The organism is Bacillus sp. FSL H8-0547 (genome assembly GCA_038002745.1).
Lineage (GTDB): Bacteria > Bacillota > Bacilli > Bacillales > Bacillaceae > Bacillus_P.
Map to the genome: position 1 here is coordinate 634174 of JBBODD010000001.1, position 26606 is coordinate 660779.

Genomic DNA, 26606 nt, shown 5'->3' on the forward strand with positions numbered 1-26606 from the left:
AAACACCATCCTGTTTGTCATTTCTTCTTTTTACACGCCCTGGACCGGGCTGTCTTGTATACATTGGAAAAATAAAAAGCGCCTTCCTCATATAAGAAGAAGACGCTTGGTTCTGCGAAACTGGCTTCCTCTTATCTCCCAAGCATACAAGCTTGCTGGAATTAGCACCTTGGTTCGAACAGGCATCCGCCTGATCTTTTCCGGTTGCTGAGGTTTCACAGGGCCAGAACCCTCCACCTCTCTGGATAAGAATAAATAGTATGAATTTTTTAAATGTTTTTATTACCTTACCTCACTTTTTTCATAAATGCAAGAGGTTTAGGCAAAAAACTCAGCCCTTCACTGAGCCTGCTGTCATTCCCGCAATGAAATATTTCTGAAGGAAGATGTAGGCGATAATCAGCGGAGCAGATGCGATCATCACACCTGTGAACAGCATCGGATAGTTTGTCATGTACTCCCCCTGGAATTCAAGGAGAGCAAGCGGCAAGGTCTTATATTCATCTTTCGTGATGAAAAGCAAGGGATAAAGCAGGTCGTTCCAGTGCATCACGAACAGAAAAATGGCTGTAGCCGACAGCGATGGAAGCGAGAGCGGCAAGGCAATTTTGCGGTACATCAGCCAGTTCCCGGCGCCGTCAATGGATCCTGCTTCAAATAACGATTTCGGCAGAGTTTTCATGAATCCGGTGAGGATAAAAACAGCAACGGGCAAGGTAGCCGCAATGTTGACGATCATCAGCCCCACAAGACTGTTCGTCAGCTTCAGCTGAAAAATCAGCTGATAGAGCGGAATCATGTTCACCTGCGCAGGAATCATCATGCCAAGTGTAAAGAAACCGAACACAGCAGCGCTGAACACACCGCCGATTCGCGTGATGGCATAGGCGATCAGGCTTGCAAAAAACAGCGTCAGAAAGACGGATACAAGCGTGACAATCGAGCTGTTCTGAAAATAAAGGCCCATCGACTGCTCTTGAAAAATAGATATGTAATTTGACACCGAAAACCGTTCAGGCAGTCCTAGCACATTTTCATACATTTCAGCAATCGTTTTAAACGTTGTTAAAAAGATGGCGAAAATCGGAATGATGATAATGGCTGCATAGATCAATATGAGTCCGTACTTTGTTCCTTTCAACGTTCGTCACCCTTTCCTCAGTAGTCGACCCTGTTTGCGCGCAATGCTTTAAACTGCACAAACGTAATCAGGGCAATAACGGCCATAAAAATAACTGATTCTGCTGATGCATAGCCGAATTTAAAGCTTCTGAATGCGGTTGTGTAGATCAGGGTTGCGATAATCTCCGTTGAATAGTTCGGACCACCCCGAGTCATGGCAAAGATCAGATCGAACGCCTTAAAGGACTGGATCGTTGTGTAGGCCACAACGATGGTTGCTGCGGGAGCTACAAGCGGCCATGTGACTTTTTTGAACGTCTGCCATCTGCTTGCCCCTTCTATTTTTGCCACCTCGTAAAGATCGGCAGGAATACTCTGAAGACCGGCAACAAAAATGATAATCATCTGTCCTGTATGAAACCATACTTGCACGACAGCAATTGAAAAGATGGCGATTTTCTCATCACCTAGCCAGTTCTGTGCCAGGAAATCAAGCTGCAGCCCTGTAAGAATGGTTTTAAGGAGCCCAAGGTTTGGATCGTAAATAAACGACCAGATAAAGGCGACTGAAACAGAGGATAGAATCGTAGGAAAAAAGAACAGCGCCCTGAAAAAAACATTGGTCCTTGTGTTTTTAATCAGGAACAGGGCAAATACAAGGGAAAACAGCGTTTGAAAGACAACGACAAACAGCATGAATTTCACGTTGTTTCCAAGTGCTTTTGCAAAAATAGAATCATTTGTCGCCAGATTGATATAATTGGTCACTCCGACGAAATCAAAATCAGGAGATATGCCGTCCCAGTTAGTAAATGAGTAAAAGAAGGCGCTCAGTGTCGGGTAGATAAAAAAGATGCTGTACACAAGAATGCCGGGTGCCAGAAAGAACAGCAGTGATTTGTTATGTTTCAGCAATGAAAAGGCCTCCTTTCATGATGAGAAGAAGAGGGGCTTTCCCCCTCTTCTCCGGATTACTTGCTTAAGTTCTGCTCAACGATTTTTTGTGCTTCTGCAGCTGCTTTTTCAGGATCCGTTCCGCCGATGACAGCTTGTATGGACGCGATCACCGCTTTTTCAACATCTGCATTCGGAATTAGAAAGCGGGGCTGGAACCGTGTGTTTTTTTCCATCCAGACAGCCGTATCTTTCAGTTCTTCAGACTCATACGTGACATCCTTAAGCGTAACGTGCTGGCCTGTTTTATTTGCATACTCGCCTGCATTTTCTGATTCAGAAAGGAAACTCACGAATTTCTTTGCTGCATCCTGCTTTTCTGATTTGCTGTTGACTGCAAGCATGAACGTGGTTGTATGGACACCCTCGTATTTCGCTTCATTTTCAGCAACAGTGATTGGGGCAAGAAGCTGAAGCTTGATGTCCGGATTTTGCTGCTTAATGCCGGCCATAGCGTATGATCCGCTTGCAAGCATTCCTGCTTTTTCCTGGGCCATCAGCGCAATGGCGCCGTCATGCTTTGTGCCGAGGGCTTCTTTTGTAATATAGCCTTTATCCGTCAGCTCTTTAAATTGAGAAAGTGTTTTGACCCACCACTCTTCTGTCAATTTCGCATCGCCGGCCATAAGATTAGCAAAAATCTCTTCGTCCGGCGCATTGTTCATCATCATGCTGTTCATCAGCTGTCCGGGACCAATGTCAGCTCCAGGGAAGGCGATAGGGGTATAGCCATTTTCTTTAAGAGTTTCGCAAAGAGCTAAAAACCCTTCCCAGTCTTTAGGAGGCTCAAGACCGAGCTCTTCGAAAATACCTGCATTATAGACAGGCTGGTTGTAGACAAGCTGCAGCGGAACGGCAAGCTGTTTGCCGTCTGCCTTTCCTGATTCTATCAGGTTTTCATTGTAATTTTGAACAAATTCCTCATTGGAAAGGTCAGCGAAAAAGCCTGCTTTTTTAATAATTTCAAATTGAGAGCCCGGGAATGAAGTAAACACATCTCCCGTTGAACCGTCTCTGAGCAGCGTCTGTGCAGTAGACTGATATTCCTCAGATGGATAGACTGTCATGTTCACTTTGATTTTCGGATTCTCTTTTTCGAATTTGCTGATCAGTTCTTTGAAAACTTCAGCATCCTCCCCGCGCCAGTGGATAAAGCTGATTTCTGTCACACCGTCTTTCCCGCTCCCTCCTGTTTCATTTGAGGAGCATCCGGCTAAAGCAAGGACCATTACGAAAATTGCCGCTAAGAAGCTGCTGAGCTTTTTGTTCATCTTATACCTCCTGTTTGATGGTTTTATGTTTCAGGGGCAGCTTTGGAAACAGCAGTTCCGCTGTGCGGTATGCTTCTTCCAGATGCGGATACCCCGACATAATGAATGTGTCTACGCCTGCTTCAGCGTATTTTTTCATATTTTCCGCCACGCTGTCCGGATCCCCGACAAGCGCAGTTCCCGCACCTTCCCTCGCAAGGCCGATTCCTGCCCAGAGTCCCGGTGCGATTTCAAGCGCATTTTTGTTGTCCAGCGACAAATCTGTCATCCGGCGCTGGGCGACAGAGTCAAAGCGGGCAAATTTTTGTCTTTGCGCTTCCACTACGCTTTCATCAACATACTGAATGAGTTCGTCTGCCGCTTTCCATGCTTCTTCAGCTGTTTCTCTGACGATTACATGAAGTCTGATGCCGAATTTCACTTCGCGTCCTTTTTTGGCGGCAAGCTCCCTGACTTTGTCAATTCGCTCTTTTACAATCTCCACCGGCTCTCCCCACGTTAAATAATAATCAACGTGTTCAGCTGCAACTTCATGAGCTGCAGGAGAGGTTCCCCCTAGATACAGGGGAGGATAAGGCTTTTGCACCGGAGGATGGTGGATGCCGCCGCCGGCGATGTCAAAGTACTCTCCCTTAAAATCAACCGATTCTTCTTCAAAAAGCCTTCTCCACACCGTTAAAAATTCTTTTGTCTGCTCATAACGCTTGTCATGGCTCAAATGAAGACCGTCTCCCGCCAGTTCAACAGGGTCCCCTCCCTGTACGATATTCAAAAGAAGTCTTCCCCCTGAAATCCGGTCAAGAGTAGAAGCCATCCGGGCTGCAATCGTTGGAGGCGTAAAGCCCGGTCTCAGAGCAATGAGAAATTTCATCCGTTCTGTTACAGGAATAAGACTTGATGCGATGACCCAAGAATCTTCACATGCTTTTCCAGTAGGCAGGAGGGCTCCGCTGAACCCGAGCGTATCAACCGCTTTTGCCACCTGCTGCAAATATTCAATGGTGACCTCCCTCTTGCCTTTATCTGTTCCTAAGTATCTGCTGTCGCCTGCTGTCGGTAAAAACCAGAATATTTCCATATATATCCTCCTAAGTAAATTGCCTGTGCTCAAATGCACTGCTGTATTTCAGCTGCCTGTATAAAAAGTAAACGATCTGTCAGATGGATCCGCTTCCTTTTTAAAAAGGCTCCCATCCCAAATAGACATGGGGCGGGAGCCTTTGGTTTTCCAATCAGCTCAATCCATATAAGTTTAGTCAGAATTAATTTTTATAATAGTGAGAGTTTACAAGATTGTCAATTTATTTTGCATAAATTGGTGAAAAAAGGCTTTCCCTGTTAACATACATTCTTCAAAAAATGACAAATTCCTTTAACCTTTTTTCTTAAAATTCACAAGCATCACACCGGCAATGATCAGCATGCCCCCGGCACCGCTTGCGATCAGAACAGGTTCATTCAACAGGAGCACGGCGGCAATGACGGTTGCAAGCGGCTCAAAGTAAAGGAAGGATGATACTTTCGTTGCTTCCATGACTTCCAGCGCCTTCCCCCAGAACCAGTAGGCTACGGCTGATACAAAAATCCCTAGAAACAATAGATGTGTCCAGTTTTCACCTGTCAGAGCGGACATCTGCTTCCAGCCTTCTCCCCTGATGAAGAATGGGAGCGTCATCAAAAAGCCGAAAAAGCTCGTGTAAAAGGTGACCGTCAAAGCCGAATACGGTATCGCCAGTTTTTTGATCAAAATCGAATAAACCGCCCAGTTTAACGTGCTTAAAATCATCAGGATATAACCGAAGTTCACATGAAACACGATGGATCCGCCCTGCCTGTAAGACGTAATCAGCAGCACCCCTAGAATGGCAATCGTCATACCGGCCGCTTTAAACAGCGTAAACCGCTCTTTTAAAAAGAAGGCAGCAAGGATAGCTGTAAAAATCGGCGAAAAAGAAATAATCCAGCCTGCTTCAGAAGCCCCGATCGACTGAAGGGCGGATGCCTGAATAACCTGATGCACAAAAATCCCAAGCACGGCAAGAATGAAAACGGCGGGCATTTGGGACAGGCTCATCTTAAGCGGATGTCTTAGAAGAACCAGCAGAAAAAACAAAAAGACCGCAGCAATTCCAAAGCGGACAACAAGGAGCGTGAACGGCTCAAGCTGGCTGAGAACAGCTTTTGTAGACACAAAGGAGATGCCCCAAAAAGAAATAGAAACGGCTGCATAGATACTTGCAATAAACTGGAACGGTTTTTTCACCTTCAGCACTCCCGGAGCTTGTCTTCTTTTAAGGAGTATGAGCTGCTCCCCGGAAATATGACACGTTGAAATCTGTCATATTTCATCCACATACTCTTCCAATTTATTACACTATTATATGGTATATTTATCCTATATAGAAAGGCGGCGATGGATATGAACCAAACACTGACTAGGCCTAAATGGGGATTGTATCTGTTTCTTGTGGCCCTGATTCTTGCTTCAAATGCGGCTCTATACCGGCTTCCAATAGTGCAGCCTGTTCCTGATGGTGCGCTGATCGGATCCCTTCTTGATCTACTTGTTGTCATTCCCCTTTTAACTTACTTTTTCATTTTAAGAAAACGCTATTCCCTGACTTATATCGGACCTGTTGTTTTAGCCGGCTATTTATTTGCCCATTTTGTGCTGCCTGAAGAACAGCTTGCAGCGCAGCCCCTTCTCCCTGCAGCCGTTCTGGCTTTTGAATCAATCTTTATCGCTGCAGAGCTGTTCCTTCTTGTGCTTGTATTAAGAAAGATTCCTCTCATTAGAAGAGACTATCAGTCAGCAGCCGGCCTTCCCTATTTTCACCTGAAAGCAGAATCTGCTGCCTACAATCATATTTCCCGGAACAAATTGACTGACGTCCTTTTAACAGAAGCTTCCCTGTTCTATTACGCGCTTCTTTCATGGAAGAAAAAAGCGCCCGTTCAGAGCGGAACGTTCTTTTCTGCCCACCATAAAACGAGCACGGTTGCTTTGTCGTTCATGCTGATTCATGCAATCGTGCTGGAAACGGCTGCGATACATTTTTTTCTCCACTCGTTTAGCCCCGTCCTATCGTGGGTATTGCTTATTCTAAATCTATATGGAGTGCTTTTTCTTCTCGCAGACATGCAGGCTGTGCGATTGTGTCCTTATCACCTGTCAGACGACACACTGTATCTGCAGGCAGGCATCTCAAGAAAAATCAGCATTCCGCTTGCGCTCATAAGTGATGCAGGGCTGAATGATCTTCCCGAAAAACGGCCGAAGGAACAAGAGCGGCAGATTCTTGATTTAAGCCTCCAGGATCTCGTGAAAGAGAAACCCGCTGTTAAAATCAGTTTAAAAGAACCTGTTTCAGCGGATTTGCTGTATGGTTTTAAGAAAGAAGTCACGATCGTTTTGCTTAATGCGGATGAGGCGGAGTCATTTATCCGTGAAATCAGGAGACGAACCGTAAGCTAATGACTCAAGATGCAGGTATTTTCCCGCTGTTCATGTTAAAATGATGGAAGCGTTTTAATCATTATTTTCGGATGTTAGTCCGTCATCTTTTGGGGGTATCACACATGACAGTCAAATCAGGTATTGTACAGGAGACGCTGCTGTATTCGCAGGAATTAAAAGAAGAAATAACCTTGCTCATTTACTTGCCCAAAAATTATTCACCTCTATATAAATACAGCCTCCTGATCGCTCAGGACGGTCAGGATTATTTCAGACTGGGGCGCATTTCGAGACAGGCTGAGGAATTGCTCGCAGACAGCAAAATGGAAAATGTCATCATAGTCGGCATTCCCTATCGTGATGTACATGACCGCAGGGAAAAATATCATCCTGACGGCAGACGGCAGGCGGCCTACATCCGCTTTCTGGCACATGAGCTCGTCCCATTTTTAGACCGGGAATTTCCAACTTATCAAATGGGTGCGGGACGTGCGCTCATTGGTGATTCCCTTGCAGGCACAGTATCTTTTATGACGGCTTTGACCTATCCGCACACATTCGGAAAAGTCATCATGCAGTCACCATACTCGGATGATTCGGTACTCAAAATGGTGAAGGAATGCTCCTCGCCTGAATTGCTGTCAGTGTATCACCAGATTGGTGTGAACGAGACAGAGGTGAAGACCACAGACGGCGCTGTACAGGATTTCCTTGAGCCGAACAGAGCTCTGCATCAGACCATGAAAGACAGAGGCATTCCGGTTCAGTATGAAGAATTCGAAGGCGATCACAAATGGACTTACTGGCAGCCGGCCATTAAAAAAATACTTCAGTTCATGTTTTAGTTGCTTTAATAGGCTTCGGCCGCTGATTTTGATATACTTTACTTACATATTCATACATGGGAGGGAACTAAAATGAAATACGGCATAGCCATTTTTCCATCAAAAAAACTGCAGGATGCAGCCAATTCGTACAGAAAGCGCTACGATCCGAATTACGCACTGATTCCGCCGCATTTGACGCTGAAGCAGCCATTTGAAGCAACAGACGAGCGAATCCGCGATATTTCTAGAGAACTGCGCCAGATTGCGCAGAACCATCAGCCTGTGACTCTGTCAATCCGAAAGTTCAGTTCCTTTTCTCCAGTAAACAACGTTATTTATTTAAAAGTAGAACCGACAGAGCAGATCTTAAGCCTGTATGATGCGCTTCATGATGAGTATTTTTCTGATGTTGAGCCGGAATATGCATTTGTCCCTCACATCACAATCGGACAGAAGCTCTCGGATGATGAACATTCGGACGTGCTTGGCAGTCTGAAGATGACTGATTTTCAGCACGAAGAAACAGTTGACCGTTTCCACCTTCTCTATCAGCTGGAAAATGGATCATGGACGGTTTTTGAAACATTTCTCCTTGGAAAGGAAGGCCTCTAAGTGAACGTACGCATTGTAAAATCGGATGAAGAGCTTCAGGATGCATATGATGTCCGGACGAAAGTATTTGTAGAAGAACAGCAAGTCCCTGAAGAAGAAGAAATTGACCAGTTTGAACGGGAAGCTTCCCACGTTGTTCTATACGACGGCGATCAGCCCGTTGGAGCAGGCCGTTTCAGAATATTAAATGGCGTCGGCAAAATGGAGCGGATCTGCGTGCTCCCTGAATACCGCTCAAAAGGCGCCGGCAAAATGATTATGGAAAAGCTTGAGGAAATTGCCGCTGCAAAGGACATGCAGACATTAAAACTCAACGCCCAGACACATGCAGAGGCGTTTTACGAAAGACTCGGATACCGCACAATCTCCAAAGAAACCTTCCTGGATGCGGGAATTCCTCACGTGACGATGATGAAAGAAATAAAATGATCAGATAAAAAAGCAGCAATGCGCTGCTTTTTTATTTTTGTGCGGTTTACGGGTACAGGATGCGCTGAAAGGTCATTCCTGCTCCCTTTATGACCTCTCACACTGTACAGGATGCGCTGAAAGGTCATTCCTGCTCCCTTTATGACTTCTCACACCGGACCGGATGCGCTGAAAGGTCATTCCTGCTCCCTTTATGACTTCTCACACCGGACCGGATGCGCTGAAGGGTTATTTCTTTCCCGTTTATGACCTTTCCAGTCAGACCGGATATTCCAAAGGGTTATATGGCACCCCACAAGCTCCCCATTCACCCAAAACAAAATCATGAATATCCCCAAAAATGCGCATGCTAATGGCATCTCCTATTGAAATCGGGTGAAGTCGTGGATCTGTTGCATTTTAATCCTATGGAATTTGTACATACTGGCATGGATCTGGTTATTGGGTTTTTTGGTCTGTTTTTTTTGACCCGAATGCTTGGGAAGACGCAGATCACCCAAATTACAACGTTTGATTTTATCTCCGCCTTAGTGCTTGGAGAGCTTGTGGGAAATGCGGTTTTTGATGATGACACTGGCATCCTGAAAATTCTGTTTGCCATTGGGGTGTGGGGAGTTCTTATCTATCTGCTTGAGATCATCACGCAAAAGTGGAAAAAAACGAGGGCGTTTCTTGAAGGAAGGCCTACTATTGTTATTCACAAGGGTGAAATTAACCGTGAAGCCCTTAAGAAGAGCAAGCTTGATATCAACCAGCTTCAGCATTTGCTTCGTGCAAGAGGTGCATTTTCAATAAGAGAAGTGGCTTATGCGGTACTGGAAACGGACGGGACGATCAATCTTATGAAAAAGCAGCAGTTTGAATCCCCTACAAAGAGTGATTTTAATCTGCCTGTAGAACGCGCAGTTCTCCCCTTCACGATGATCATTGACGGTGAGGTGCTGCTTGATAATGTCCATGAAGCCGGCTTTTCAGAGGAATGGCTGAAAAAAGAACTTGCAGCCCGCAGCATTACCGCATACAGGGAAGTTCTGTATGCCGAGTGGCTGGAAGGCGACGGCCTTTTTCTCCAGAAATTCAAACCGACTTCCTAATTTTTGCTTCTCACAAATAGCTTTGCATCCCTGATTTCGAGTTCTGCTTTCTCTTCTTTCATCAGTTTTGTCAAATACGCTGTAATGGCCGTGCGGTATAAAAGCCACGAAGACAGTTTTTCAGCAGCCACATCATATTCTTCGCACATGCTTTGAATGACCTCATCAAAAGGTATACCTGATGGGGTCAATTTTTTTACAAGTGATTCAAGAACATTTAAATGATAGGAAATATTCACTTTTACCGTATCTTGAAACGATTCCTCAAAGGTTCCATGCCCCGGAACAGCACCTGCAGCATCCAGTTCCAAAAGCCTGTGCAGGGAATGCAGCGTATCCTCCGCATCAATGATGTACGGAATTTTGTGCTTTTTGAGCTGTTCTGCTCCAAAATAGGAGTCTGCAGCATAAAGAATGCCATCCGAAAGAATGCCCATCTGCATGAGGCTGTGTCCAGGAAGAGCGATGCATTCAAATGACCGGTCCCCAAACCGGAAAGTCCCTTCTGTCACCTCTTCATCGACGACAATAGGCGGGCCTTCAAGAAATTTATTCCGCAGCTCAGGCAGCGGCATCGCGCCATGGAATAAATAAATCGGTTCTAAAACGGGATTCCGCAGGATCGCAGCTTCCTCTTTTGATGCAAACGTATGAACAGTCAATTGTTCCTGTATGTATGAGGCTCCCCCGTAATGATCGGCGTGGGCATGTGTGATAAAGAGATGCGTCATCGGCAGCGTATTTTTTTCAAGGTGGCTGATCACCTTTTTTGCAGCTTGCCGATCTAGGCCGGCATCAATCAGCATACCGCTCTCTCCGCTTTTTATATACCCGATATTTACCGGCGATTCAAAGTAGTAGCATGTTTCGCTGAGCTGCATGAATTTCATCGCGTTCAACTTCTTTCCTTCTCTTTAAATGGATTCGCTGAAAAGCAGTCCCTTTCCGCTCACCTTGCTTACAGCCTTTTGGTCCGTCCGTTTTTCCTCCGGCCGGGCTTTTTCTTTTAACTCTTCTCTTGAATACAGGGAAAGACTGATGCGTGCTGCACCCGGTACTTTTGCATAATCCTGCTGATGTTTAACCATGCGGTTTGCATACTGCACATACTGCTCAGGGACTGGCGGTACTGCAAAACTCATAATCATCACCCCTTTTAAGAGACTATTCCCATACATTCGTCCTTTAAAACGAATTATCCTGCCCCTTTTTTGTTTTCTCTCCTTTTGATAAGATAAGGTTTGTGACTTTAAAATGAGAATAGATGTTTACATAAATGAATCGGGGGGACTTTCATTGATTTGCGGAAAATATAAAGATGAATACATTCAGCTCCCGTACCTTGCAAGAGAACGCTATCAGCAGATATATGAAGCAAGCCTGCACGGAAAACTTCATTGTGCATGCTGCGGCCAGCCGTTGAAAATGCAGATGAGCATTAAACAGGATCCCGCTTTTATTCACGCGGATCATTCCGTTCACGAACAGTGCGAGCAGTACAGTCAGGCGGTTCAGGAGTCAGCAGCATCCAAAGAGACGGTTTATAAGGAAATGAACGGCTTCAGACTGCCTGCTGGAAGGTCCATTTCAGAGAACAGTGATAAAAAAGAAACCGGCTGGAAATCTTATCAGCTTGCAAAGATGGACAGACCGCTTCAGATCAAAGAACAATCAGCGGCAAACAGCATCCTTGAAATACGCCTGGACGATACCCAGCTTGAAGCTGTAACAACAATAGAAGGACCGCTTCTTGTCCTTGCGGGGGCAGGCAGCGGCAAAACAAGAGTTCTGACAACACGGGCTTTATACATGATGGAAAAGCAGGGCATTGACCCAGGCTCAATCATGCTCGTCACATTTACGTCCAAAGCTGCGCAGGAAATGAAGCACCGGCTGAGCGAACATGCCGTAAATGGTGCCGGAAGACTTGTTTGCGGAACGTTTCACAGCATTTTTTACAAGATTCTGATGCACAGCGATCCAGAAAGATGGAATGGACAGCATCTGATTAAATGGGACTGGCAGAAAGAACAGTACATTAAAACGGCCGGCAGAGAATTAGGTCTCAATGAGAAGGAATTCCCTTATGACCAGGCGCTCCAGCAGATCAGCTACTGGAAAAACACCTACCTGACAGCAGGCGAAATCAAGCCTGCTGACGAATTTGAAGAACAGGTGCTGACCCTTTATAAAAACTACGAAGAAATGAAAAGTGCCCAGGGACAATTCGATTTTGATGACATGCTTATCAAATGCTATGAGCTTCTTTCAGAAAATCCGGAGATCCTTAAGGCCTACCAGGCAAGGTTTGAGTATTTTCTCGTCGATGAGTTTCAGGATATTAACCCTGTGCAATATGAGCTTTTAAAGATGCTTTCTTCCCATACAAAGCAGCTTTGTGTTGTCGGGGATGATGATCAGTCGATCTATGCGTTCAGAGGAAGCGATCCCTCCTTCATTCTGAATTTCAAGCATGATTTTCCGGGGGCGAAAATCGTGACACTGGCTGAGAATTACCGTTCAAGCCATGAGATCGTCGCAAGCGCGAATTCCGTTATCTCCAAAAATAAGCAGCGGCATCAAAAAGCGATGAACGCGCAATATCAAAACGACACACCTCCCCTGTTTTTCTTTCCATTTGATGAAGAAGAAGAGGCAACGCTTGTTGTGAATGATATGAAGGAAAAGCTTGAAAGCGGGGCAAAGCCCGGTGAGTTTGCCGTTCTTTACCGGACCCACACGTCGGGACGGGCCATTTTTGAACGGCTTGCGCAGTCAAGCATCCCGTTTACGATCGAACAGGAGGGACTGTCTTTTTATGAAAGAAGAATGGTCAAATCTCTCCTTGCCTATTTGCGGCTTGGACTGAATCCCGACGATTCGGCAGCGATCGTTCACGTCATGAGTGCGCTGTTTATTAAACAAAGCGCGTTAAATGACTTAAAAGCCTTTTCCATTACACATGACTGCACCTTTGTAGAAGCCCTCGCCAAGCTTGAGTCCCTGCAGCCGTTTCAAAAAGCAAAAATCAAGAAAATTGTTCCGCTGTTTAAAAAGCTCCGTCTGATGCGGCCGGCAGCTGCCATAGATGTCATTGAAAAGGAAATGGGCTTTTCTGATTTCCTGAAAAAACGGGGAAATGAAGGCAACGCCATTGAAAAGGGCTCAGATGACCTGAAGGATGTCAGAGTGCTTGCCGGGAAGTTCGAGACGATTGCAGAGCTTCTTGAACATGCAGATCATATGACCGCAAAGTCAAAAGAGTGGCGGCAAAAACGGGATCCCCATGCGGTTCAGCTTATGACAGTGCACCGTGCAAAGGGGCTTGAGTATGAGCATGTCTATATTTTAGGCGCCGTTGACGGCGGACTGCCTCATGACTTTGCCCTTGATGCCTTTCGAAAAGGGGATGAAAAGCCGATTGAAGAAGAACGCAGGCTCATGTATGTAGCGATGACACGAGCGAGGACGTCTCTTGCCGTTTCCGTGCCCCAGTACAGAAGAGGGCGCAGAGCGATACCTTCAAGGTTTATCAGAGGGCTGATTACTCCTTAAATACGCAAAAAGACCTCTCACGCGAGAGGTCTTTTCGTTATTTCTTATTGATCATTTTTGAGATTGTGCCGAAATCAAGTTTTTCTTTGCCGTTTACGATGCTGTTTACAATTTTGTCTTCCATTTCTTTATTAACCGGCTTGTTGGCAATTTGGGATACACGGCGGATGACGCCTCGAACTGTATTTTCATCTTTGAAGTTGGCGTTTTGAAGGGAATTGGCAAGATCAAGAACTTCCTTCATGTTTACACCTGTTTTCTTTTCAAGGTTTTTAAAGAAGTGATTATCCATTTTTGCTGCCTCCTTTATGATGATATATCCTATGAAAATGATTCTTGTGTGTGCCTATCTTTTTTGATAATCGTTTTAATCAGTAAAAAGAGGAAAGTACGGACTCGCGCCCGTACCTTCTGCTCAGTTAAAGCTGTTCAATTAGTTGTAGAAAGAAGCACCTACGATGATCAATAGGATGAACAATACTACGATCAGTACAAATGTTGAACCGTAGTAGCCGCCACCGCCGTAACCGCCGCCGTAACCACAGCCGCCATAATATCCGTAACCCATATCTAGCCACCTCCCTCTGCCTTTCGTCTATACATCATATGTCAGACAGCTTTGAATGGCTGGACATATTCATCAGGCAATATGCGGAAATTTACTTTTTAGGGCGTTTTTCCTGATCTGACATCCATCTTTCTGCATCGATTGCCATCTGTTCCATCCGCTTCTCAAATGAATCAGCCGTTCGCTCGAGGGAACCAAGATCCTTTTCCTTTTGTCCCATCCATTGTGAGTGTTTTTTCTGGATGTCATCATGACGGCCGTACAGATTATCCATAAACTTTTCAAATTCACCGCTCAGCTTGCTCATTTCCTTCACCTCTACTCCCAGCCTATTCCCGCCGACTATACACTGTTCGCAAGAGATCATAGACAAAATAAAAGCCCCCTGAGAGCATCAGGGGACGTTTATTTGTTTCCATTAATCTTTTACAACAATTTTTTTCTTGCCGCAGCCGCAGCCTGCTTTTTTGCCGCCGCTTAATTGCTGCTGACTGTATTGGGAAGAGCCATGGTACACGGCACTGTTTACTTTTGGCGCTTTTGAGCTTTTTTTATAAATCATGCTGATCCTCCCTTTGCTGTTCCTATTTCTACATTATGTCAGAAGAAAGGGCTTTGACTTCAGCGAAAGTACCAATCTTGCTTGAAGCCTATTCTTCTGTCTTTTTATTGTCTATTGCCGCCTGGTTTTTCAGATTGCTGATAAACCAGGAATCATAGTATTTATCCGCATGGACTGCATCATATTCTTCTTCAGAGTTCTTGTTTTTCTTTAGAAGTTCAAATAGAACAAGGTTTTCTCCTTCTAGCAGAGATACCTTTTCCTTCAATTCTTTATTTTCTTTAAGAAGCTCCTGATAAGAACCGTCATCTTCATAGTCAAGCAGCTGTGCCCTTGTATGGGAAAGCTCTCTCTGCAAATAAGTAATTCTTGCTTTAAGGGCTTTGATGTTTTCCGTCTGCTGATTTGTCACATTCCTCTCCCCCATCCATATATTGAATTATTCCCTTACTAATATGAAATTCAGCCAGCAGGCGAATTATGCAGGAAACTGACATTCACCTAAATTTCCGCTCTTATCACGGCACACAAATTGGGAAAAAACATACTATACATTAGTCCCGACACCTAATGTATCTGTTCATTAAAATGGACGGGAGAAATTAAGATAGGAGGAAAACAACAGTGAGTCATTCCAGAAAAGAAAAAGAAAAAGTATGCATCAAAACACGCAAAGTGTATGACTGGGTTACACGTCCAGTGGACCTGCCGCTAATCAGTGTAAATGACTGCGATCTAGATAATTTGTTTGACTGCGATGGCAAGACAGACGACATCTGTAAATTTCTTAAGAAAAAGGGACGTTCTAAGGACGTTACAGTGAACTGCTTCCTAAGCGATAAAGACGGACACCGCATCGAAACAGGCGACGACAGCAAATCATTCCTTTGCATGGAAATTTCACCATATGACAAACGCACAGATGTAACAGTAAACCTTCCAAATGGTGATGAAGTAACGCTGCAAAAAGTAAAAGTTCTTGTAAAAGGGTTTGTAACAGTTGAGCTTCTTGACGCAAATGACGATGTCATCTGTGAATCAAAAGCGATTCCGTTTGCAACTGCTCAAACATTCATCCTTTGCGCTCCAGAAGGAACTGAGCTTGAATGTCACGTAAACTACTTCGAATGTGACGCAACATTAGTCTGCACAGACGTATTCTCTCAGCTTGATGTATCCATTACATTCTGCTTAGACGTACAAATGGAAGCTGATGTGAAACTTGAAGTAGAAGCTAAAATCTGCAAGCCTCGCGAAGAGCTGACAGAAGCAATCAATGTATGTGACATGAAAGACAAATTCCCGCCGCAATGCCCTGATATTTTCCCAGTGCACTAAAAACATAAGATGGCTGTTCTTAAACAGCCTCTTATTTTTTTTGGTTTGATTTGCTCCTTTTCTTCATACATATGCAGTAGGAAGTTCAGAAAGGAGTTTCACGCCATGAAAAAGCAGGATAGCCAAAATGCAGGTGAACGCACGCTGCAGCTGCAGCAGCAAATCCTCCACTACCGTTCTGAACTGAGCCGTATGCAGCAGCTTGTGAACGAGGCAGACAATCAAGTGAAAAAAGAGCTGATCCGCAACCAGTATCTACAGGAAAAGCTGAATGAGGCTCTTCACACTCATACTGATCAGTTTGAAAAAGAAGTGTTCAGGCTGGAAAAAAAAGTTCTGACGCTTGAGGTTTCGCTTGAGGAAGAAAAAAAACGGGCAGCTGATCTCCGGAAAAAACTGCTCATGCAGGAAGAACAGGCAAAACCCGCTGTCATTGAGCCGGTCATCGGGGCATCCGCCCACTTTCAGGCTTCCGTTCTCCTGCCAAAAGATGACGATGAGCCATTGACTGTTTTCGGGGATTTTGTGATAAAAAACATCGGAAATCAGCCCCTTCAGCAGCCGGTCATCTGCTTGCAGATTACGCCTGTTTCCTACGGTTCACTAAGCGGAAAAATCATTCTTCAGCGTAAGATGGAGGACACGAACCTATTTGATGACGCACCCGGACCTCTCTGGAGGCATGTTCATGAAAATTGGCGGGAACGCGTGCGGACAGACGGCCAATACTGGCTGAAACCCCTAAAAGAAAATCTGGTTGAGCCCGGCCAGACGCTCGTCTTTTCAAGTTTTGAAATTTCCTTCCCTTTCCCTCCTGAACGCGCGGCAGCGGTAAACGGATTTGTTTATGCAAAAGAGCTCCCAAATGGAATTCCTTCACTGAATAAAATAAGCATACAATAGCCGGCCGGGAATCCGCCGGCATTTTTTATACAGAAGCGGCAAACAACAAAACAAAAAAGAGCCTCCTTAAAAAGACTCCTTCCCGGATTCTATTAAAAAATCAGTTTTTCAATAATGGATTCAACAATCGCTGCACACCCGGCAATTGCAAGAATCAAAATGAGCGGTGAGGCAAGATCAGGCATGTAAACATAGATTCCGTACAGGAAGGCCGATGTCCATATGCCGGTGCACCAGTAGCAGCTGAGCAATTCACCGATCCACTTCTGAAGGCCCGTTCCCTTTATTTCAATATAGGCAACCGTACTGCCATCGGGAAGCGTTTCTTCTGCTTCCCTGTGAAAAGGACGTCTGATGAAGGCCGTTATTTTATCGTATACAAGCAATCTTGTAAGCCTGAAGCCCGCAAGAAACAATAATAGAAAATCGATCCATGCTATCATAGATGTCTCCTTTTCTTCAAGCGAATGATGTTACATTTTATGAGCTGCTTTAGTGTTTATGCCGAAGTTATCTGTTTACTGGTCAAATATCCATACTTTCCGGTGCTTACCTACATATACTGTTTAGTAAATGGACGTTTGAGGAGGATATTATGAGAAAAGTATTGTTTTTCAACAATGAAAGTCAGGATGATATTTCTATGAAGCTTGCAAAACTTGCACCAGGCGACGAAGTGAATGTCCACGCCGGAGAAAAAGTCTATTATGAGGCAGCCTTTGAATCTTTTGATGAACAATCCGGCACAGCCTCTTTCTTAATTGACCGCTTTTATAAAAATGGAGGAGAAAGCGTTTCTTTTGATCTGGATGAAATCACCGGCATTGAAATGCCTCTCGGAGATGAAACGGTCGGAAGCGAAGACGAGTAATCGCTTAAGGGGGATGGGATATGTCTCACCAGGGGGTTCAGCCTGTCAAATACGTAAAGACACTTGAAGGAAATTATGCTCATCTGTTTCAGTTCACTGATGATGGTATGTATGTTGTGAAATTTTACAAAGTGCGGGAATATCGGAAACGGGAAGTTGTGAATGAATGGCTTGCGGCAAAGCTCGGGGAGATTCTCGGGCTTCCCGTCTTGCCCGTTGCTGCAGTAGATATGCCTCAAAAATCACTTCAGGAAATCCCCGAAAGCAGCCGGGGAACGTACCGGGCGGGAACACATCTCGCCATTCCTTATTTGAATCGGGCGAAATCCTATCTGGATCTTCATCAACCCCAAGCGCACTTAAATGTGCTAAACGCAAATGACCTTGCCGGCATGCTTATTTTTGATCAGTGGCTGAATAACAACGACAGAAGCCGCACGAATATTCTTTTTGAAGAAAAGAAGGATGATAGCGTTTTCTTTTGGATGATTGATCATGGCAGGTGTTTTCCCGGCATGTACAGCTGGGATGTACAGACTCTTCAGGATCCGCCTGTCTACCGGGTTGATATGCCTGTTTACAAATGGGCCAGTTCTCTGCTCCCTGATGCTGATCCGCTGTATGAATTTGCAGAAAAAATTATGCAGATAAACAAACAGAAAATAGCTGAAATCATTCACGCCATACCTGAAAATTGGGAAGTGACAGAACGGGAAAAAGAATTGCTGACGGCTTTTTTAACACGCAGGGATATCTCTGACCTTCCAGATTTAGTGATTGGGGCAAACCGGGGCTGATTAAATGAAAACGCAAATAAACGCAGCCCCCGGTCTGCGTTTTCATTTGCTCATCTTCAAAAACCGCTCATACATTTCGTGCTGTCTGATCAGCTGCTTCCTTAAATCGAATTTCTCCTCAATGACCGCTCTTGCTGCATGTGTATACTCTGCCCATGCATCACTTGACCGCAGAAAGGAAAGCATCCCGTCTGCAAGCTGCTGCACATTTCTTTCCTCAATTAGATACCCCGTCTTCAGATGCGCAATCAGTTCGGGTATTCCTGCATGTCTGGTAGAAATGACCGGGAGCCCGATTGCCATTGCCTCTTTAAGAGCATTAGGTATTCCTTCAACGTCACCGTTTGGAGCCACTTCGCTCGGCAGACAAAAGAGATGGGCTTTTTTCAACTCTTCCGCAATGTCATACAAGCTCATTTTCCCGGGAAGCGTAACCGCCTCTTCCAGATTCAATTCTCTTATCAGCGCTTCAAGGTTCAGCCGTTCTTTCCCGCCGCCAATAATTTTTAGCTTTATCTTCGGAAATAGGTCATGGGCTTTTTTAAAAGCACGAATCAGTGTTTCATGGCCCTTTTTTTGGACTAGCCTTCCGACCGATATCATGACAAATTCGCCGTCCTCAGGCGGAATCCGTTTTTGAAACGGGAACACATCCAAATCGATTCCTCCGTAAAGCACATTCATCTTACCCTTTGGCACCCCAAGCTTCAGAAGCTCGTTTCCAAGGTATTCGCATACAGGAACAAACAGGCTGCTGTAAGCAACCATCGTCCGGTAACGAGAAAAGTTCTTATTATATAACACCTCACTTTGAGAAGATCCGTCTGATCCCCGAATGCTGATAATAAAAGGAAGCTGCTGCTGCATGGCAAGCGGAAACACATCCACTGCATGCTTTCCGTGATGTGCATGGATGGCGGCTACTTCCTGTTCCTTGAAAAAAGACGCCAAATCTGAAATTTCATTCAAATTATAGAAATGGTCCATTGGAAACTCGGTATCTTCCTTTCTCTGAAAAGGCCCGATGACAATTGACCGGTATTTTCCCTGATAGACCATCTGATTGTAGATAAACCGCTGATTGACCTTCACATCTTCCATAAGATAGTGCGCGATCGTTTCCATCTGGAACGTTTCACTCCTCCTCTTAAGTGCACAGCTGTGCCTCTTCACTCATCTTTTATGCTGTCAGCCTATTCATCTATGGACTTTGGTGCATATTGTCCAGAGAAAAAGCACCCATTCACAAGTTTTTATCCTGATTCAGTAACGTTTTATGCATGTTTCATAATAGGTTATGGGAGAAGGTTTTTAGAAAGGGGTTTCTACTATGAATGTGTGCGTGATTGGTGCAGGCTATGTGGGCCTGACAACGGCAGCCGTTCTTTCAAGTCTTGGCCACCGGGTATCATGCATCGACCAGGATAAAAAGAAAGTCACCATGCTGCAGGCCGGAAGGATACCCATTTATGAACCTGGACTTCAGGATCTGATTGAAGAAAATAAAAACAGGCTCCGTTTTTCTGATGATCTCGCTTCAGGTATAAACCAGGCCGACATAATCGTTCTGGCAGTCGGAACACCTTCCCTTCCAGATGGCAGCTCAAATTTAAGCTTTCTTTATAAAGCGCTGGCAGATGCTGCTGCAAACATTGCAGCCTATAAATTAATCCTCATTAAAAGTACGGTTCCACCGGGAACGAACCGGGCTGTTCTGAACTCACTCAGAGAAAAAGGCTACGGCCCTGATCTTCTTGACATTGTTTCTAATCCCGAATTTTTAAGAGAAGGATCTGCCCTGAAGGATATGCTTTTCCCCGACAGAATGGTCTATGGACTATTTGAGGAAAATGAGCGGGTCCTGCAGCTGCTGAAACAGCTGTACGCAGGAATTGATGCTCCTGATGTAGTCACGAACTATGAAGGGGCTGAACTGATCAAATACGCATCCAATGCCTTTCTTGCCGCAAAAATCAGCTTTATCAATGAGATCTCAAGAGTATGCGAAAAATATGGAGCGGATATTACGCATGTGGCGAGGGGAATCGGCCTTGACAACCGGATTGGACCTGCTTTTTTGCAGGCTGGAATCGGCTACGGAGGCTCGTGTTTTCCGAAAGATCTTCAGTCATTAAGCTACACAGCTAAAAGCAGCGGCCTGGAACCGCTTATTCTTGATGCTGTTCAATCAGTAAATGCAAGCCAGCTGACAATATATATTGAAAAACTGAAATCACTTGTTCCGGCATTCCCGGCTGTGAAGACCGCAGTTTTAGGTATTGCCTTTAAACCTGAAACAGATGATATCCGCGAATCTCCCGCTGCAGCACTGATTCATGCCCTGAATAAAGCGGGGTGTGAAGTATCTGCTTATGATCCGAAAGCAGCTCTTCCTGAACACTTGAGCGGCGTGAAACAGACCAGTGATCCGTACGATGCGGTTACAGGAGCAGACATCGTGATTCTTGCAACGGACTGGCAGGAGATCAAGAATCTTGACTGGCAGCGGGTTAAACAGCTCATGAAAGGCGAGACGCTTCTGGATGCGAGAAATTGCCTTGTGCCGGAAGTGATACGCGCATCAGGACTTACCTACGAAGGAGTTGGGCGCCTATGAACATTCTTGTAACCGGCTGTGCAGGCTTTATCGGATCTCATTTATGCGAAAAACTGCTGGAAAATGAGGCAAATACCGTTACCGGCATTGATTGCATGATCGGACCTGTGCCGGAACCTTTAAAACACATAAATCTGCACAACCTTTTAACCCATCCCCGGTTTCAGCTCATTAGAAAATCAATCATGGAAATTGACTGCAAAAAGCTAATAGAAAAAGCGGATGTAGTCTATCATCTGGCCGGAATCCCCGGGGTTCGTTCAAGCTGGGGAAAAGATTTTAATCCTTATGTAGAAAATAATATTCTGGCAACGCAAAAACTGCTGGAAGCGGCAAAAGATACATCACTTAAAAAATTCATCTACGCCTCTACCTCCTCCATTTACGGATACAAACATGGAAAGGTCTCTGAGGACGCAATGCCTGATCCGCTTTCCCCCTATGGCGTCACAAAGCTTGCGGGTGAGCACCTGTGCTCTGTCTACAAAAACAATTTTGGAGTGCCTGCTGTGATTCTCAGGTATTTTACCGTCTACGGTCCGCGGCAAAGACCTGATATGGCCTTTCACCGCTTTTTTAAGCAAATCATGACAGATCAGCCGCTTACTCTGTTTGGGGACGGTTCTCAAACGAGGGATTTCACTTATATAGATGATTGTGTAAAAGGAACGGCTGCTGTGATGCATGCTGATCATACAATTGGCAAGATCTTTAATATCGGGGGAAAAGAAAGGGCATCTGTGATTGACCTGATCAGAGAGATAGAGCTGATTACAGGCCGGAAAGCAGATATTCATTTCCTTTCTGCGGCAATCGGCGAACCGAAACACACCCATGCAGATATTGCTCTTGCAAAAAATGTGCTCGGCTATTCCCCGGATGTGCCGCTGAAAGAGGGGCTGCGAAAAGAATATGACTATATGAAACGCATCCTGCATGGGGATCCGCTATGAAGATTGCCTTTATCTGCACAGAAAAACTGCCGTCACCTGCTGTAAAAGGGGGTGCCATCCAGCTTATGCTCGATGGCATTCTCCCTTATTTCAGCAGGAATCACGACGTTACGGTCTACTCCATTACAGATCCTCTGCTGCCTGATTCAAATGAACATAACGGAATACAGTATATCCGGTTTCCAAGACCGTCCTTTCACGAACAAACTGCCAACGATATCGAAGGCAAATTCTTTTCTCATATTCACGTCTTCAATCGGCCGGGCGAACTGTGGCGATACAAACAGGCTTCTCCGACAAGCAAGCTGTTTGTCAGCCTTCACAACGACATGTTTTCCACAAGAAAATTGAAGCGGGAGCAGGCGCTTGAGGCATTGAGCATGTGCGACGCCATTACGACAGTCAGCGAATATATCAAGAGGACGGTCACTTTCCGCTATCCGGATGCAGAGGCTAAATCACACGTGGTTTATTCAGGCGTTGATTTCTCTTCCTTTTTGCCAAGGGAATCAGCGGAAGGAGAACAAAAACGAGCTCTTTGGCGCGAGAAATACGGACTGAACGGAAAAAAAGCCATTCTCTTCATTGGCAGGCTGAGCAGAACGAAAGGTCCTCACCTGCTGATCAGAGCGATGAAGCAAGTGATCCGGGAACACCCCGATTCCGTTCTTGTCATCGTTGGAGGCAAATGGTTCAGCGAAGACGGAATCAACGACTATGTTCAGTTCCTGTACGATGAAGCAGCCAAATTAGGCGAGCATGTACTGTTTACAAAATACATTCCATCCGAAGACATTCCAAACATCCTGCTCATGGGTGACCTTCTCGTCTGCAGCTCACAATGGCATGAACCGCTTGCCCGGATTCATTACGAAGCCATGGCAGCAGGCCTTCCGATCATTACAACCGACCGCGGAGGCAATGCGGAAGTGATCAATCATCATGTGAACGGCCTCATCATCCAAGAATACGACCAGACAAATGCGTTTGCTGAAGCTATCTCGCAGCTGCTTGCTGACAGCACCGCCGCCGTTTCTCTAGGGAAAAACGGAAGGCAGTATGCTGAGAAGAACTTTACGTTTCAGCATACTGCGGCAAAACTTGAAACCATCTATGTGAACGCGCAGAAATTCGGCTGAGAGCCGTTTTTTTTTTGCATCCATTTTCAACTGCTTTTCCACCAGGACATCAACACAACTAAGAAAAAAAGCACACCATGATGATGTGCTTTTTTTGAAATCGTTCTTCTTACATAAATAACACTCTATTTTTTCTCGTTGAGCTGCGGTGTTTTGATTTTCTCTTTGATCTGAACCGTGACTCCTGCTTATCATCAAGCTCGCTGCTGAAATGCTCCTTCTTATTGACCGCGCTGAACATCTCAATTAGACTCATGGAGGTATTGATTGTGTTCTGAACTTTTTCCATTTGATCTTGTAAAACAGTATCTGACATTGAAATGATGTCTGCTGCTGATTCCAGTGTTTCTTTCTGCATAGCTGCTATAGGAACGGCTGCTTCTGCTTCAGGTGTTTCATTCTGCATAGCTGCTATAGGAACGGCTGCTTCTGCTTCAGGTGTTTCTTTCTGCATAGCTGCTATAGGAACGGCTGTTTCTGCTTCCGGCATTTCTTCCTGAACGGCTGCTGCGGCCAAGTCCGTTTCTGAACGTGCCAAGACGTATGCTTCCTGCGGCTTTCTCGTCTTTATGGGAAGTTCGATCAGTTCAACGTCTCCCGTTGGCGGCTCTGCTTTGCGGTACTTATTCTGCGAAAGAAACGTTTCCGGATCTTCGAGCATCGTTTCATACTCTGCAGCACTCCATCCCATCGGCCCGGGAGGAGAAAAAGAGAAGTTTACAAGCTCGACTTTAGGAATCTCCTGAAATTCATTTGTACTCATTGTATCACCCTCCCTACGCCTTTATCTTAGAATAGAATTCTTCAAAGTTAGATAGAAATGCCTGTTTGGACTGTTCAACAGAAACGATGTTCTGCAGGGCCCAGATATATTTTTCATCCGACCATGAAGTCTTTTGTCCAAGAAAATATTTATGGACAATAGAACAATAGAGATGAGGGAACTTCAAATCGGTCCACAGCACTTTGTACTGATCTTTCGTCAAAGGATGAATGCTGTCATAGGTTCTCAAAAGTTCAATGACAAGTTCTGAATCCCAGACTGACATCTTTTTCATCATTTTATTTAAGATGACTCTCAGATCTCTTGACGGCAGATCAGATGTAATCGAGTGCAGTTCTTTCATCGAAAGGCCGTCTTCTGTTTCAATGAACCTGGCAAGCGTAAAATCCTGCTGGCAGAACATTCTTGATTCAATGCATTCAAGCGTCCATTGATCGTACTGGCCTGCATCAAGTTCCTGGAGTGCCTGTTTTCCCCGCAAAATCATGTCATCGATTGTCTCAATAACCATTTTTGAAAAAGGATCCTGCAGCCATGTCTGTTCTGCATCCGGATCAATTACAGCAGGCGCCGGCAGATTATTTTCCTGGTCGGATTTAAGAGCAAGCATTTTATTGCCTTCAAGCTCCTGGAGCTTCCATCTGAAAAGCTTATGCCATTTGCCTAGTCTGCTTCTCTTTTTGCTCATCTCATCCGGCATATATCCTTGTGACGTATGGTGGAACGTTCCAATAAACTCCATAATATTAAGCATCTGCGCTTTATCATAGTAAAGTACTTCTTTTCCCTGCTGCAGGTCATAAAGGACATAGGCGGATTTTCCGGCGCCAACACAAATGGCACCCGCTCTGGTCCGGTGAATTCGGGCGATCGGCAGTCCTTTTTCCTGCAGATGTTCATGTGCTTCTGCAATAAGCAGCATTCTTGCAGGCTTCATCACAACGCGTTTTAAAATTTTTACACCCTGGGCGGTTTCAACCTTCCACGTTGTTCTTCCGCTTTTATTTGTCAGCAGGGTGATCGACTCCACCTCAAACGGGTATAAATTCATAATGTTCATTTGCAGTTCATGCTGATTGACTTCTGTATCCAAAATGCTTCCCCCTCTCTATCTTCTATTCTCATATACACTGAGCAAATTGCCTGATACATTGCTCCAGCTGAAATCCCGCTCCACTTTTGAACGGCCGTATTTCCCCATGTCATTCCGCTTGCCCTGACTGTCCAGAAGAGAAATAATGGCTTGTGCGTAAGCATCGGGATTTTCAAAATCCTTAATAACATTGCCGTTTCTGCCCTCATCGATCACTTCAGGATTTCCTCCCCGGTTGCTCGTAATAATCGGCAAACCACATGCCATTGCTTCATAGTGGACACGTGCAAGCGGCTCCTGCCACTGCGAAGAGCAGACAAAAATATCGGACATGGCGTAAAGAGTCGGAATGTTTTTCGGCTGCACAAACTGAATAAACTGAACATTTTCAGGATACATGGCGCCAAGCGTATACAAATGCCTTACATAGTTATTTACTTCATTATCCCCGAACCATTTTGATCCGATAAAAACCATCACTGTGTCCGGATGCTTCTTTAAGATTTCAGGCATGGCCTGCAGAAGAATATGAGGGCCTTTTACCTTGCTCAGCCTTCCTACAAACAAAATCACTTTCTGGTTTTTCAAATTCAGCTCAGAGCGGACTTTTTCTTTCAGCCTGCGCCCTTCAGTCGTCCAGTCCGGAAAATAAGTCTTTAAATCCACTCCGGAGTAAACGGTTTTCACCTTGCCTTTTGCCTGTGGAAAACGGTCTGTAATCGTTCGTCCGATATAGTCGCTTACCGTCACAATCTGCGACACAGCTGCAATACAAGCTTTTCCTTCTTCATCAGACATTTTTTCAACAGCGAACATCTCGTTGTGTACGCTTAAGATCCAGCGCGCGTTTGGTGCTGCTGCCTGCAAAACAGGTACCCACGCCGGCCTGTTGCATAAGTGAATCACATCATACTTCACATTTTTCAAGTGCGCGCCAAGCGAAGATAAATACTCGCCTTCAGCAAATCGGATGTATTGAACCCCGTTCCGTGTTTCCTGATCAGGAAGATCCTGATGAGTAATGGAAAGTATAGTCACGTCATGCCTTTGAGCAATAAGAGGAGCAATGGCATCCAGATAAATCTGTATCGCTCCCCCTTTTATCGCGGGAACAGGAAGTTTTTCTGTTGCGATTAATGCAATCTTCATACGTTACCTCCATTCATCTAGTAAGCCCTTATCCTAAAATACGGAAACACAGGAGGCTGTGTGCCTTTCTCTGTGGAACTATTTTAAAAAAGGCGGAATCCCTATTAAGCTGAATCATTTTTAAAAAAGGACAGCTCATCAATAAAACGCCGGCATTTACCCCATGACAAAAACCGGCTTTGTTTCATAGTCTATGAAATAAAAGGATGGGATGGTGACCATATTGGAGGAAAACAAAAACACAAGATTCTCGAAGTCTTCAGAGGGAACGGTCAATGTTTTTTCACTCATTGACCGTAAAAACACTCCGCAGCGGACGGTAACTCCAGAAGAAAAGGCGGAACCTGGTGTTGAGGAAGAGCAGCTGATGACCGAGAGAAAAAGAAAAGGACAGAAAAACAAAGGAAAAAGCAAATCCAGAAAGAACGCCATGCTGCAGTTTTCTCCAGAGTCAGAAGAAGATGTACCAAAGGCTGAAGTTCAGAAGGAATCTATGCAAAAGAGCAGCATG

29 protein-coding genes, 1 pseudogene and 1 riboswitch are annotated in these 26606 nt (G+C 45.0%); of the genes and pseudogenes, 13 read left to right on the forward strand and 17 right to left on the reverse strand.

Features of this window, described 5'->3' with window-relative positions; translation table 11 throughout:
* Positions 1 to 128: 128 nt before the first annotated feature.
* Positions 129 to 252: riboswitch (SAM riboswitch) on the reverse strand.
* A gap of 79 nt (positions 253 to 331) precedes the next feature.
* The 5 genes from MHB63_03175 to MHB63_03195 all read right to left on the reverse strand — a co-directional run bounded on the left by MHB63_03175 (position 332) and on the right by MHB63_03195 (position 5610).
* A complete protein-coding gene (locus tag MHB63_03175; protein MEK3805589.1) occupies positions 332 to 1141 on the reverse strand; it encodes a carbohydrate ABC transporter permease in 810 nt (269 codons plus the stop codon).
* Between the two features lie 17 nt (positions 1142 to 1158).
* Positions 1159 to 2034, reverse strand: a complete 876-nt coding sequence (locus tag MHB63_03180) for a sugar ABC transporter permease (protein MEK3805590.1) — start codon at positions 2032 to 2034, stop codon at positions 1159 to 1161.
* 59 nt (positions 2035 to 2093) lie between these two features.
* Positions 2094 to 3347 (reverse strand): extracellular solute-binding protein, encoded by a 1254-nt coding sequence (locus MHB63_03185; GenBank protein ID MEK3805591.1) that lies wholly within the window; start codon positions 3345 to 3347, stop codon positions 2094 to 2096.
* A gap of 1 nt (position 3348) precedes the next feature.
* Positions 3349 to 4425, reverse strand: coding sequence for an FMNH2-dependent alkanesulfonate monooxygenase (gene ssuD / locus MHB63_03190; protein MEK3805592.1), 1077 nt, complete (start codon positions 4423 to 4425; stop codon positions 3349 to 3351).
* A gap of 294 nt (positions 4426 to 4719) precedes the next feature.
* The gene (locus tag MHB63_03195; GenBank protein ID MEK3805593.1) at positions 4720 to 5610 is read right to left on the reverse strand and encodes a DMT family transporter; all 891 of its coding nucleotides are present in this window, start codon (positions 5608 to 5610) and stop codon (positions 4720 to 4722) included.
* Between the two features lie 156 nt (positions 5611 to 5766).
* Between MHB63_03195 and MHB63_03200 the strand changes: the two genes are divergently transcribed.
* The 5 genes from MHB63_03200 to MHB63_03220 all read left to right on the forward strand — a co-directional run bounded on the left by MHB63_03200 (position 5767) and on the right by MHB63_03220 (position 9766).
* Positions 5767 to 6822 carry a hypothetical protein gene (locus MHB63_03200; protein ID MEK3805594.1) on the forward strand — a complete coding sequence of 352 codons (1056 nt, stop codon included), beginning with the start codon at positions 5767 to 5769 and terminating at the stop codon, positions 6820 to 6822.
* A 104-nt stretch (positions 6823 to 6926) separates the two neighbouring features.
* The gene (locus tag MHB63_03205; protein MEK3805595.1) at positions 6927 to 7649 is read left to right on the forward strand and encodes an esterase family protein; all 723 of its coding nucleotides are present in this window, start codon (positions 6927 to 6929) and stop codon (positions 7647 to 7649) included.
* Positions 7650 to 7721: 72 nt separating this feature from the next.
* Positions 7722 to 8243: a YjcG family protein gene (locus MHB63_03210; protein ID MEK3805596.1), complete on the forward strand. Its 522-nt coding sequence runs from the start codon at positions 7722 to 7724 to the stop codon at positions 8241 to 8243.
* Complete coding sequence (locus MHB63_03215; protein ID MEK3805597.1) at positions 8244 to 8672, forward strand: GNAT family N-acetyltransferase; 429 nt, start codon at positions 8244 to 8246, stop codon at positions 8670 to 8672.
* A 407-nt stretch (positions 8673 to 9079) separates the two neighbouring features.
* Positions 9080 to 9766: a DUF421 domain-containing protein gene (locus MHB63_03220; GenBank protein MEK3805598.1), complete on the forward strand. Its 687-nt coding sequence runs from the start codon at positions 9080 to 9082 to the stop codon at positions 9764 to 9766.
* On the opposite strand, the gene MHB63_03225 is transcribed toward MHB63_03220, so the two are convergent.
* Together MHB63_03225 and MHB63_03230 are read right to left on the reverse strand one after the other, a co-directional pair.
* A complete protein-coding gene (locus tag MHB63_03225) occupies positions 9763 to 10656 on the reverse strand; it encodes an MBL fold metallo-hydrolase (GenBank protein MEK3805599.1) in 894 nt (297 codons plus the stop codon). The genes MHB63_03220 and MHB63_03225 overlap by 4 nt on opposite strands.
* A gap of 24 nt (positions 10657 to 10680) precedes the next feature.
* The gene (locus MHB63_03230; GenBank protein MEK3805600.1) at positions 10681 to 10908 is read right to left on the reverse strand and encodes a hypothetical protein; all 228 of its coding nucleotides are present in this window, start codon (positions 10906 to 10908) and stop codon (positions 10681 to 10683) included.
* Positions 10909 to 11062: 154 nt separating this feature from the next.
* Between MHB63_03230 and MHB63_03235 the strand changes: the two genes are divergently transcribed.
* Positions 11063 to 13321 carry an ATP-dependent helicase gene (locus MHB63_03235; protein ID MEK3805601.1) on the forward strand — a complete coding sequence of 753 codons (2259 nt, stop codon included), beginning with the start codon at positions 11063 to 11065 and terminating at the stop codon, positions 13319 to 13321.
* A 37-nt stretch (positions 13322 to 13358) separates the two neighbouring features.
* Here the strand turns inward: MHB63_03235 and MHB63_03240 are convergent, their stop codons facing one another.
* The 5 genes from MHB63_03240 to MHB63_03260 all read right to left on the reverse strand — a co-directional run bounded on the left by MHB63_03240 (position 13359) and on the right by MHB63_03260 (position 14863).
* On the reverse strand, positions 13359 to 13613 hold the full coding sequence (locus tag MHB63_03240; protein ID MEK3805602.1) for a stage VI sporulation protein F: 255 nt from the start codon (positions 13611 to 13613) through the stop codon (positions 13359 to 13361).
* 141 nt (positions 13614 to 13754) lie between these two features.
* A complete protein-coding gene (locus tag MHB63_03245; protein MEK3805603.1) occupies positions 13755 to 13889 on the reverse strand; it encodes a YjcZ family sporulation protein in 135 nt (44 codons plus the stop codon).
* 91 nt (positions 13890 to 13980) lie between these two features.
* Positions 13981 to 14262 (reverse strand): hypothetical protein, encoded by a 282-nt coding sequence (locus MHB63_03250; protein MEK3805604.1) that lies wholly within the window; start codon positions 14260 to 14262, stop codon positions 13981 to 13983.
* A 45-nt stretch (positions 14263 to 14307) separates the two neighbouring features.
* Positions 14308 to 14451 (reverse strand): hypothetical protein, encoded by a 144-nt coding sequence (locus tag MHB63_03255; protein ID MEK3805605.1) that lies wholly within the window; start codon positions 14449 to 14451, stop codon positions 14308 to 14310.
* A gap of 88 nt (positions 14452 to 14539) precedes the next feature.
* Positions 14540 to 14863: a hypothetical protein gene (locus tag MHB63_03260; protein ID MEK3805606.1), complete on the reverse strand. Its 324-nt coding sequence runs from the start codon at positions 14861 to 14863 to the stop codon at positions 14540 to 14542.
* Positions 14864 to 15075: 212 nt separating this feature from the next.
* Here MHB63_03260 and MHB63_03265 point away from each other — a divergent pair, with 212 nt between their 5' ends.
* Both MHB63_03265 and MHB63_03270 read left to right on the forward strand, forming a co-directional pair.
* Positions 15076 to 15789, forward strand: coding sequence for a hypothetical protein (locus MHB63_03265; protein ID MEK3805607.1), 714 nt, complete (start codon positions 15076 to 15078; stop codon positions 15787 to 15789).
* A gap of 105 nt (positions 15790 to 15894) precedes the next feature.
* Positions 15895 to 16692 carry a hypothetical protein gene (locus MHB63_03270; GenBank protein ID MEK3805608.1) on the forward strand — a complete coding sequence of 266 codons (798 nt, stop codon included), beginning with the start codon at positions 15895 to 15897 and terminating at the stop codon, positions 16690 to 16692.
* 92 nt (positions 16693 to 16784) lie between these two features.
* Here MHB63_03270 and MHB63_03275 read toward each other — a convergent pair whose 3' ends face one another.
* Positions 16785 to 17135 (reverse strand): DUF1360 domain-containing protein, encoded by a 351-nt coding sequence (locus MHB63_03275; protein MEK3805609.1) that lies wholly within the window; start codon positions 17133 to 17135, stop codon positions 16785 to 16787.
* Positions 17136 to 17287: 152 nt separating this feature from the next.
* Between MHB63_03275 and MHB63_03280 the strand changes: the two genes are divergently transcribed.
* Complete coding sequence (locus MHB63_03280; GenBank protein MEK3805610.1) at positions 17288 to 17563, forward strand: hypothetical protein; 276 nt, start codon at positions 17288 to 17290, stop codon at positions 17561 to 17563.
* Between the two features lie 20 nt (positions 17564 to 17583).
* Positions 17584 to 18360 carry a HipA family kinase gene (locus MHB63_03285; GenBank protein MEK3805611.1) on the forward strand — a complete coding sequence of 259 codons (777 nt, stop codon included), beginning with the start codon at positions 17584 to 17586 and terminating at the stop codon, positions 18358 to 18360.
* Positions 18361 to 18402: 42 nt separating this feature from the next.
* Here MHB63_03285 and MHB63_03290 read toward each other — a convergent pair whose 3' ends face one another.
* A complete protein-coding gene (locus MHB63_03290) occupies positions 18403 to 19485 on the reverse strand; it encodes a glycosyltransferase (protein MEK3805612.1) in 1083 nt (360 codons plus the stop codon).
* Between the two features lie 202 nt (positions 19486 to 19687).
* On the opposite strand from MHB63_03290, the pseudogene MHB63_03295 reads away from it, so the two are divergent.
* From MHB63_03295 to MHB63_03305, 3 genes and pseudogenes are all read left to right on the forward strand, one after another.
* Positions 19688 to 20977 (forward strand): annotated as a pseudogene (locus tag MHB63_03295) (UDP-glucose/GDP-mannose dehydrogenase family protein).
* Positions 20974 to 21930 carry an NAD-dependent epimerase/dehydratase family protein gene (locus MHB63_03300; GenBank protein MEK3805613.1) on the forward strand — a complete coding sequence of 319 codons (957 nt, stop codon included), beginning with the start codon at positions 20974 to 20976 and terminating at the stop codon, positions 21928 to 21930. The pseudogene MHB63_03295 and the gene MHB63_03300 overlap by 4 nt, the downstream one beginning before the upstream one ends.
* Positions 21927 to 23069: a glycosyltransferase family 4 protein gene (locus MHB63_03305; GenBank protein ID MEK3805614.1), complete on the forward strand. Its 1143-nt coding sequence runs from the start codon at positions 21927 to 21929 to the stop codon at positions 23067 to 23069. The genes MHB63_03300 and MHB63_03305 overlap by 4 nt, the downstream gene beginning before the upstream one ends.
* 109 nt (positions 23070 to 23178) lie before the next feature.
* On the opposite strand, the gene MHB63_03310 is transcribed toward MHB63_03305, so the two are convergent.
* From MHB63_03310 to MHB63_03320, 3 genes are read right to left on the reverse strand one after another with little or no spacing between them, the layout of a single operon-like run.
* Positions 23179 to 23832: a hypothetical protein gene (locus MHB63_03310; GenBank protein ID MEK3805615.1), complete on the reverse strand. Its 654-nt coding sequence runs from the start codon at positions 23830 to 23832 to the stop codon at positions 23179 to 23181.
* 13 nt (positions 23833 to 23845) lie between these two features.
* A complete protein-coding gene (locus tag MHB63_03315; GenBank protein ID MEK3805616.1) occupies positions 23846 to 24946 on the reverse strand; it encodes a CotS family spore coat protein in 1101 nt (366 codons plus the stop codon).
* Between the two features lie 15 nt (positions 24947 to 24961).
* A complete protein-coding gene (locus MHB63_03320; GenBank protein ID MEK3805617.1) occupies positions 24962 to 26095 on the reverse strand; it encodes a glycosyltransferase family 4 protein in 1134 nt (377 codons plus the stop codon).
* Between the last annotated feature and the right edge of the window lie 511 nt (positions 26096 to 26606).

What these genes read in the sequence shown, in the direction of transcription:
- MHB63_03275 (MEK3805609.1), bottom strand. Translation starts at nt 17,135, where the DNA reads ATGATAGCATGGATCGATTTTCTATTATTGTTTCTTGCGGGCTTCAGG.
- MHB63_03210 (MEK3805596.1), top strand. Translation starts at nt 7,722, where the DNA reads ATGAAATACGGCATAGCCATTTTTCCATCAAAAAAACTGCAGGATGCA.
- MHB63_03255 (MEK3805605.1), bottom strand. Translation starts at nt 14,451, where the DNA reads ATGATTTATAAAAAAAGCTCAAAAGCGCCAAAAGTAAACAGTGCCGTG.
- MHB63_03320 (MEK3805617.1), bottom strand. Translation starts at nt 26,095, where the DNA reads ATGAAGATTGCATTAATCGCAACAGAAAAACTTCCTGTTCCCGCGATA.
- MHB63_03240 (MEK3805602.1), bottom strand. Translation starts at nt 13,613, where the DNA reads ATGGATAATCACTTCTTTAAAAACCTTGAAAAGAAAACAGGTGTAAAC.
- MHB63_03305 (MEK3805614.1), top strand. Translation starts at nt 21,927, where the DNA reads ATGAAGATTGCCTTTATCTGCACAGAAAAACTGCCGTCACCTGCTGTA.
- ssuD (MEK3805592.1), bottom strand. Translation starts at nt 4,425, where the DNA reads ATGGAAATATTCTGGTTTTTACCGACAGCAGGCGACAGCAGATACTTA.
- MHB63_03200 (MEK3805594.1), top strand. Translation starts at nt 5,767, where the DNA reads ATGAACCAAACACTGACTAGGCCTAAATGGGGATTGTATCTGTTTCTT.
- MHB63_03290 (MEK3805612.1), bottom strand. Translation starts at nt 19,485, where the DNA reads ATGGAAACGATCGCGCACTATCTTATGGAAGATGTGAAGGTCAATCAG.
- MHB63_03230 (MEK3805600.1), bottom strand. Translation starts at nt 10,908, where the DNA reads ATGAGTTTTGCAGTACCGCCAGTCCCTGAGCAGTATGTGCAGTATGCA.
- MHB63_03225 (MEK3805599.1), bottom strand. Translation starts at nt 10,656, where the DNA reads ATGAAATTCATGCAGCTCAGCGAAACATGCTACTACTTTGAATCGCCG.
- MHB63_03270 (MEK3805608.1), top strand. Translation starts at nt 15,895, where the DNA reads ATGAAAAAGCAGGATAGCCAAAATGCAGGTGAACGCACGCTGCAGCTG.
- MHB63_03310 (MEK3805615.1), bottom strand. Translation starts at nt 23,832, where the DNA reads ATGAGTACAAATGAATTTCAGGAGATTCCTAAAGTCGAGCTTGTAAAC.
- MHB63_03205 (MEK3805595.1), top strand. Translation starts at nt 6,927, where the DNA reads ATGACAGTCAAATCAGGTATTGTACAGGAGACGCTGCTGTATTCGCAG.
- MHB63_03300 (MEK3805613.1), top strand. Translation starts at nt 20,974, where the DNA reads ATGAACATTCTTGTAACCGGCTGTGCAGGCTTTATCGGATCTCATTTA.
- MHB63_03220 (MEK3805598.1), top strand. Translation starts at nt 9,080, where the DNA reads ATGGAATTTGTACATACTGGCATGGATCTGGTTATTGGGTTTTTTGGT.
- MHB63_03245 (MEK3805603.1), bottom strand. Translation starts at nt 13,889, where the DNA reads ATGGGTTACGGATATTATGGCGGCTGTGGTTACGGCGGCGGTTACGGC.
- MHB63_03185 (MEK3805591.1), bottom strand. Translation starts at nt 3,347, where the DNA reads ATGAACAAAAAGCTCAGCAGCTTCTTAGCGGCAATTTTCGTAATGGTC.
- MHB63_03280 (MEK3805610.1), top strand. Translation starts at nt 17,288, where the DNA reads ATGAGAAAAGTATTGTTTTTCAACAATGAAAGTCAGGATGATATTTCT.
- MHB63_03285 (MEK3805611.1), top strand. Translation starts at nt 17,584, where the DNA reads ATGTCTCACCAGGGGGTTCAGCCTGTCAAATACGTAAAGACACTTGAA.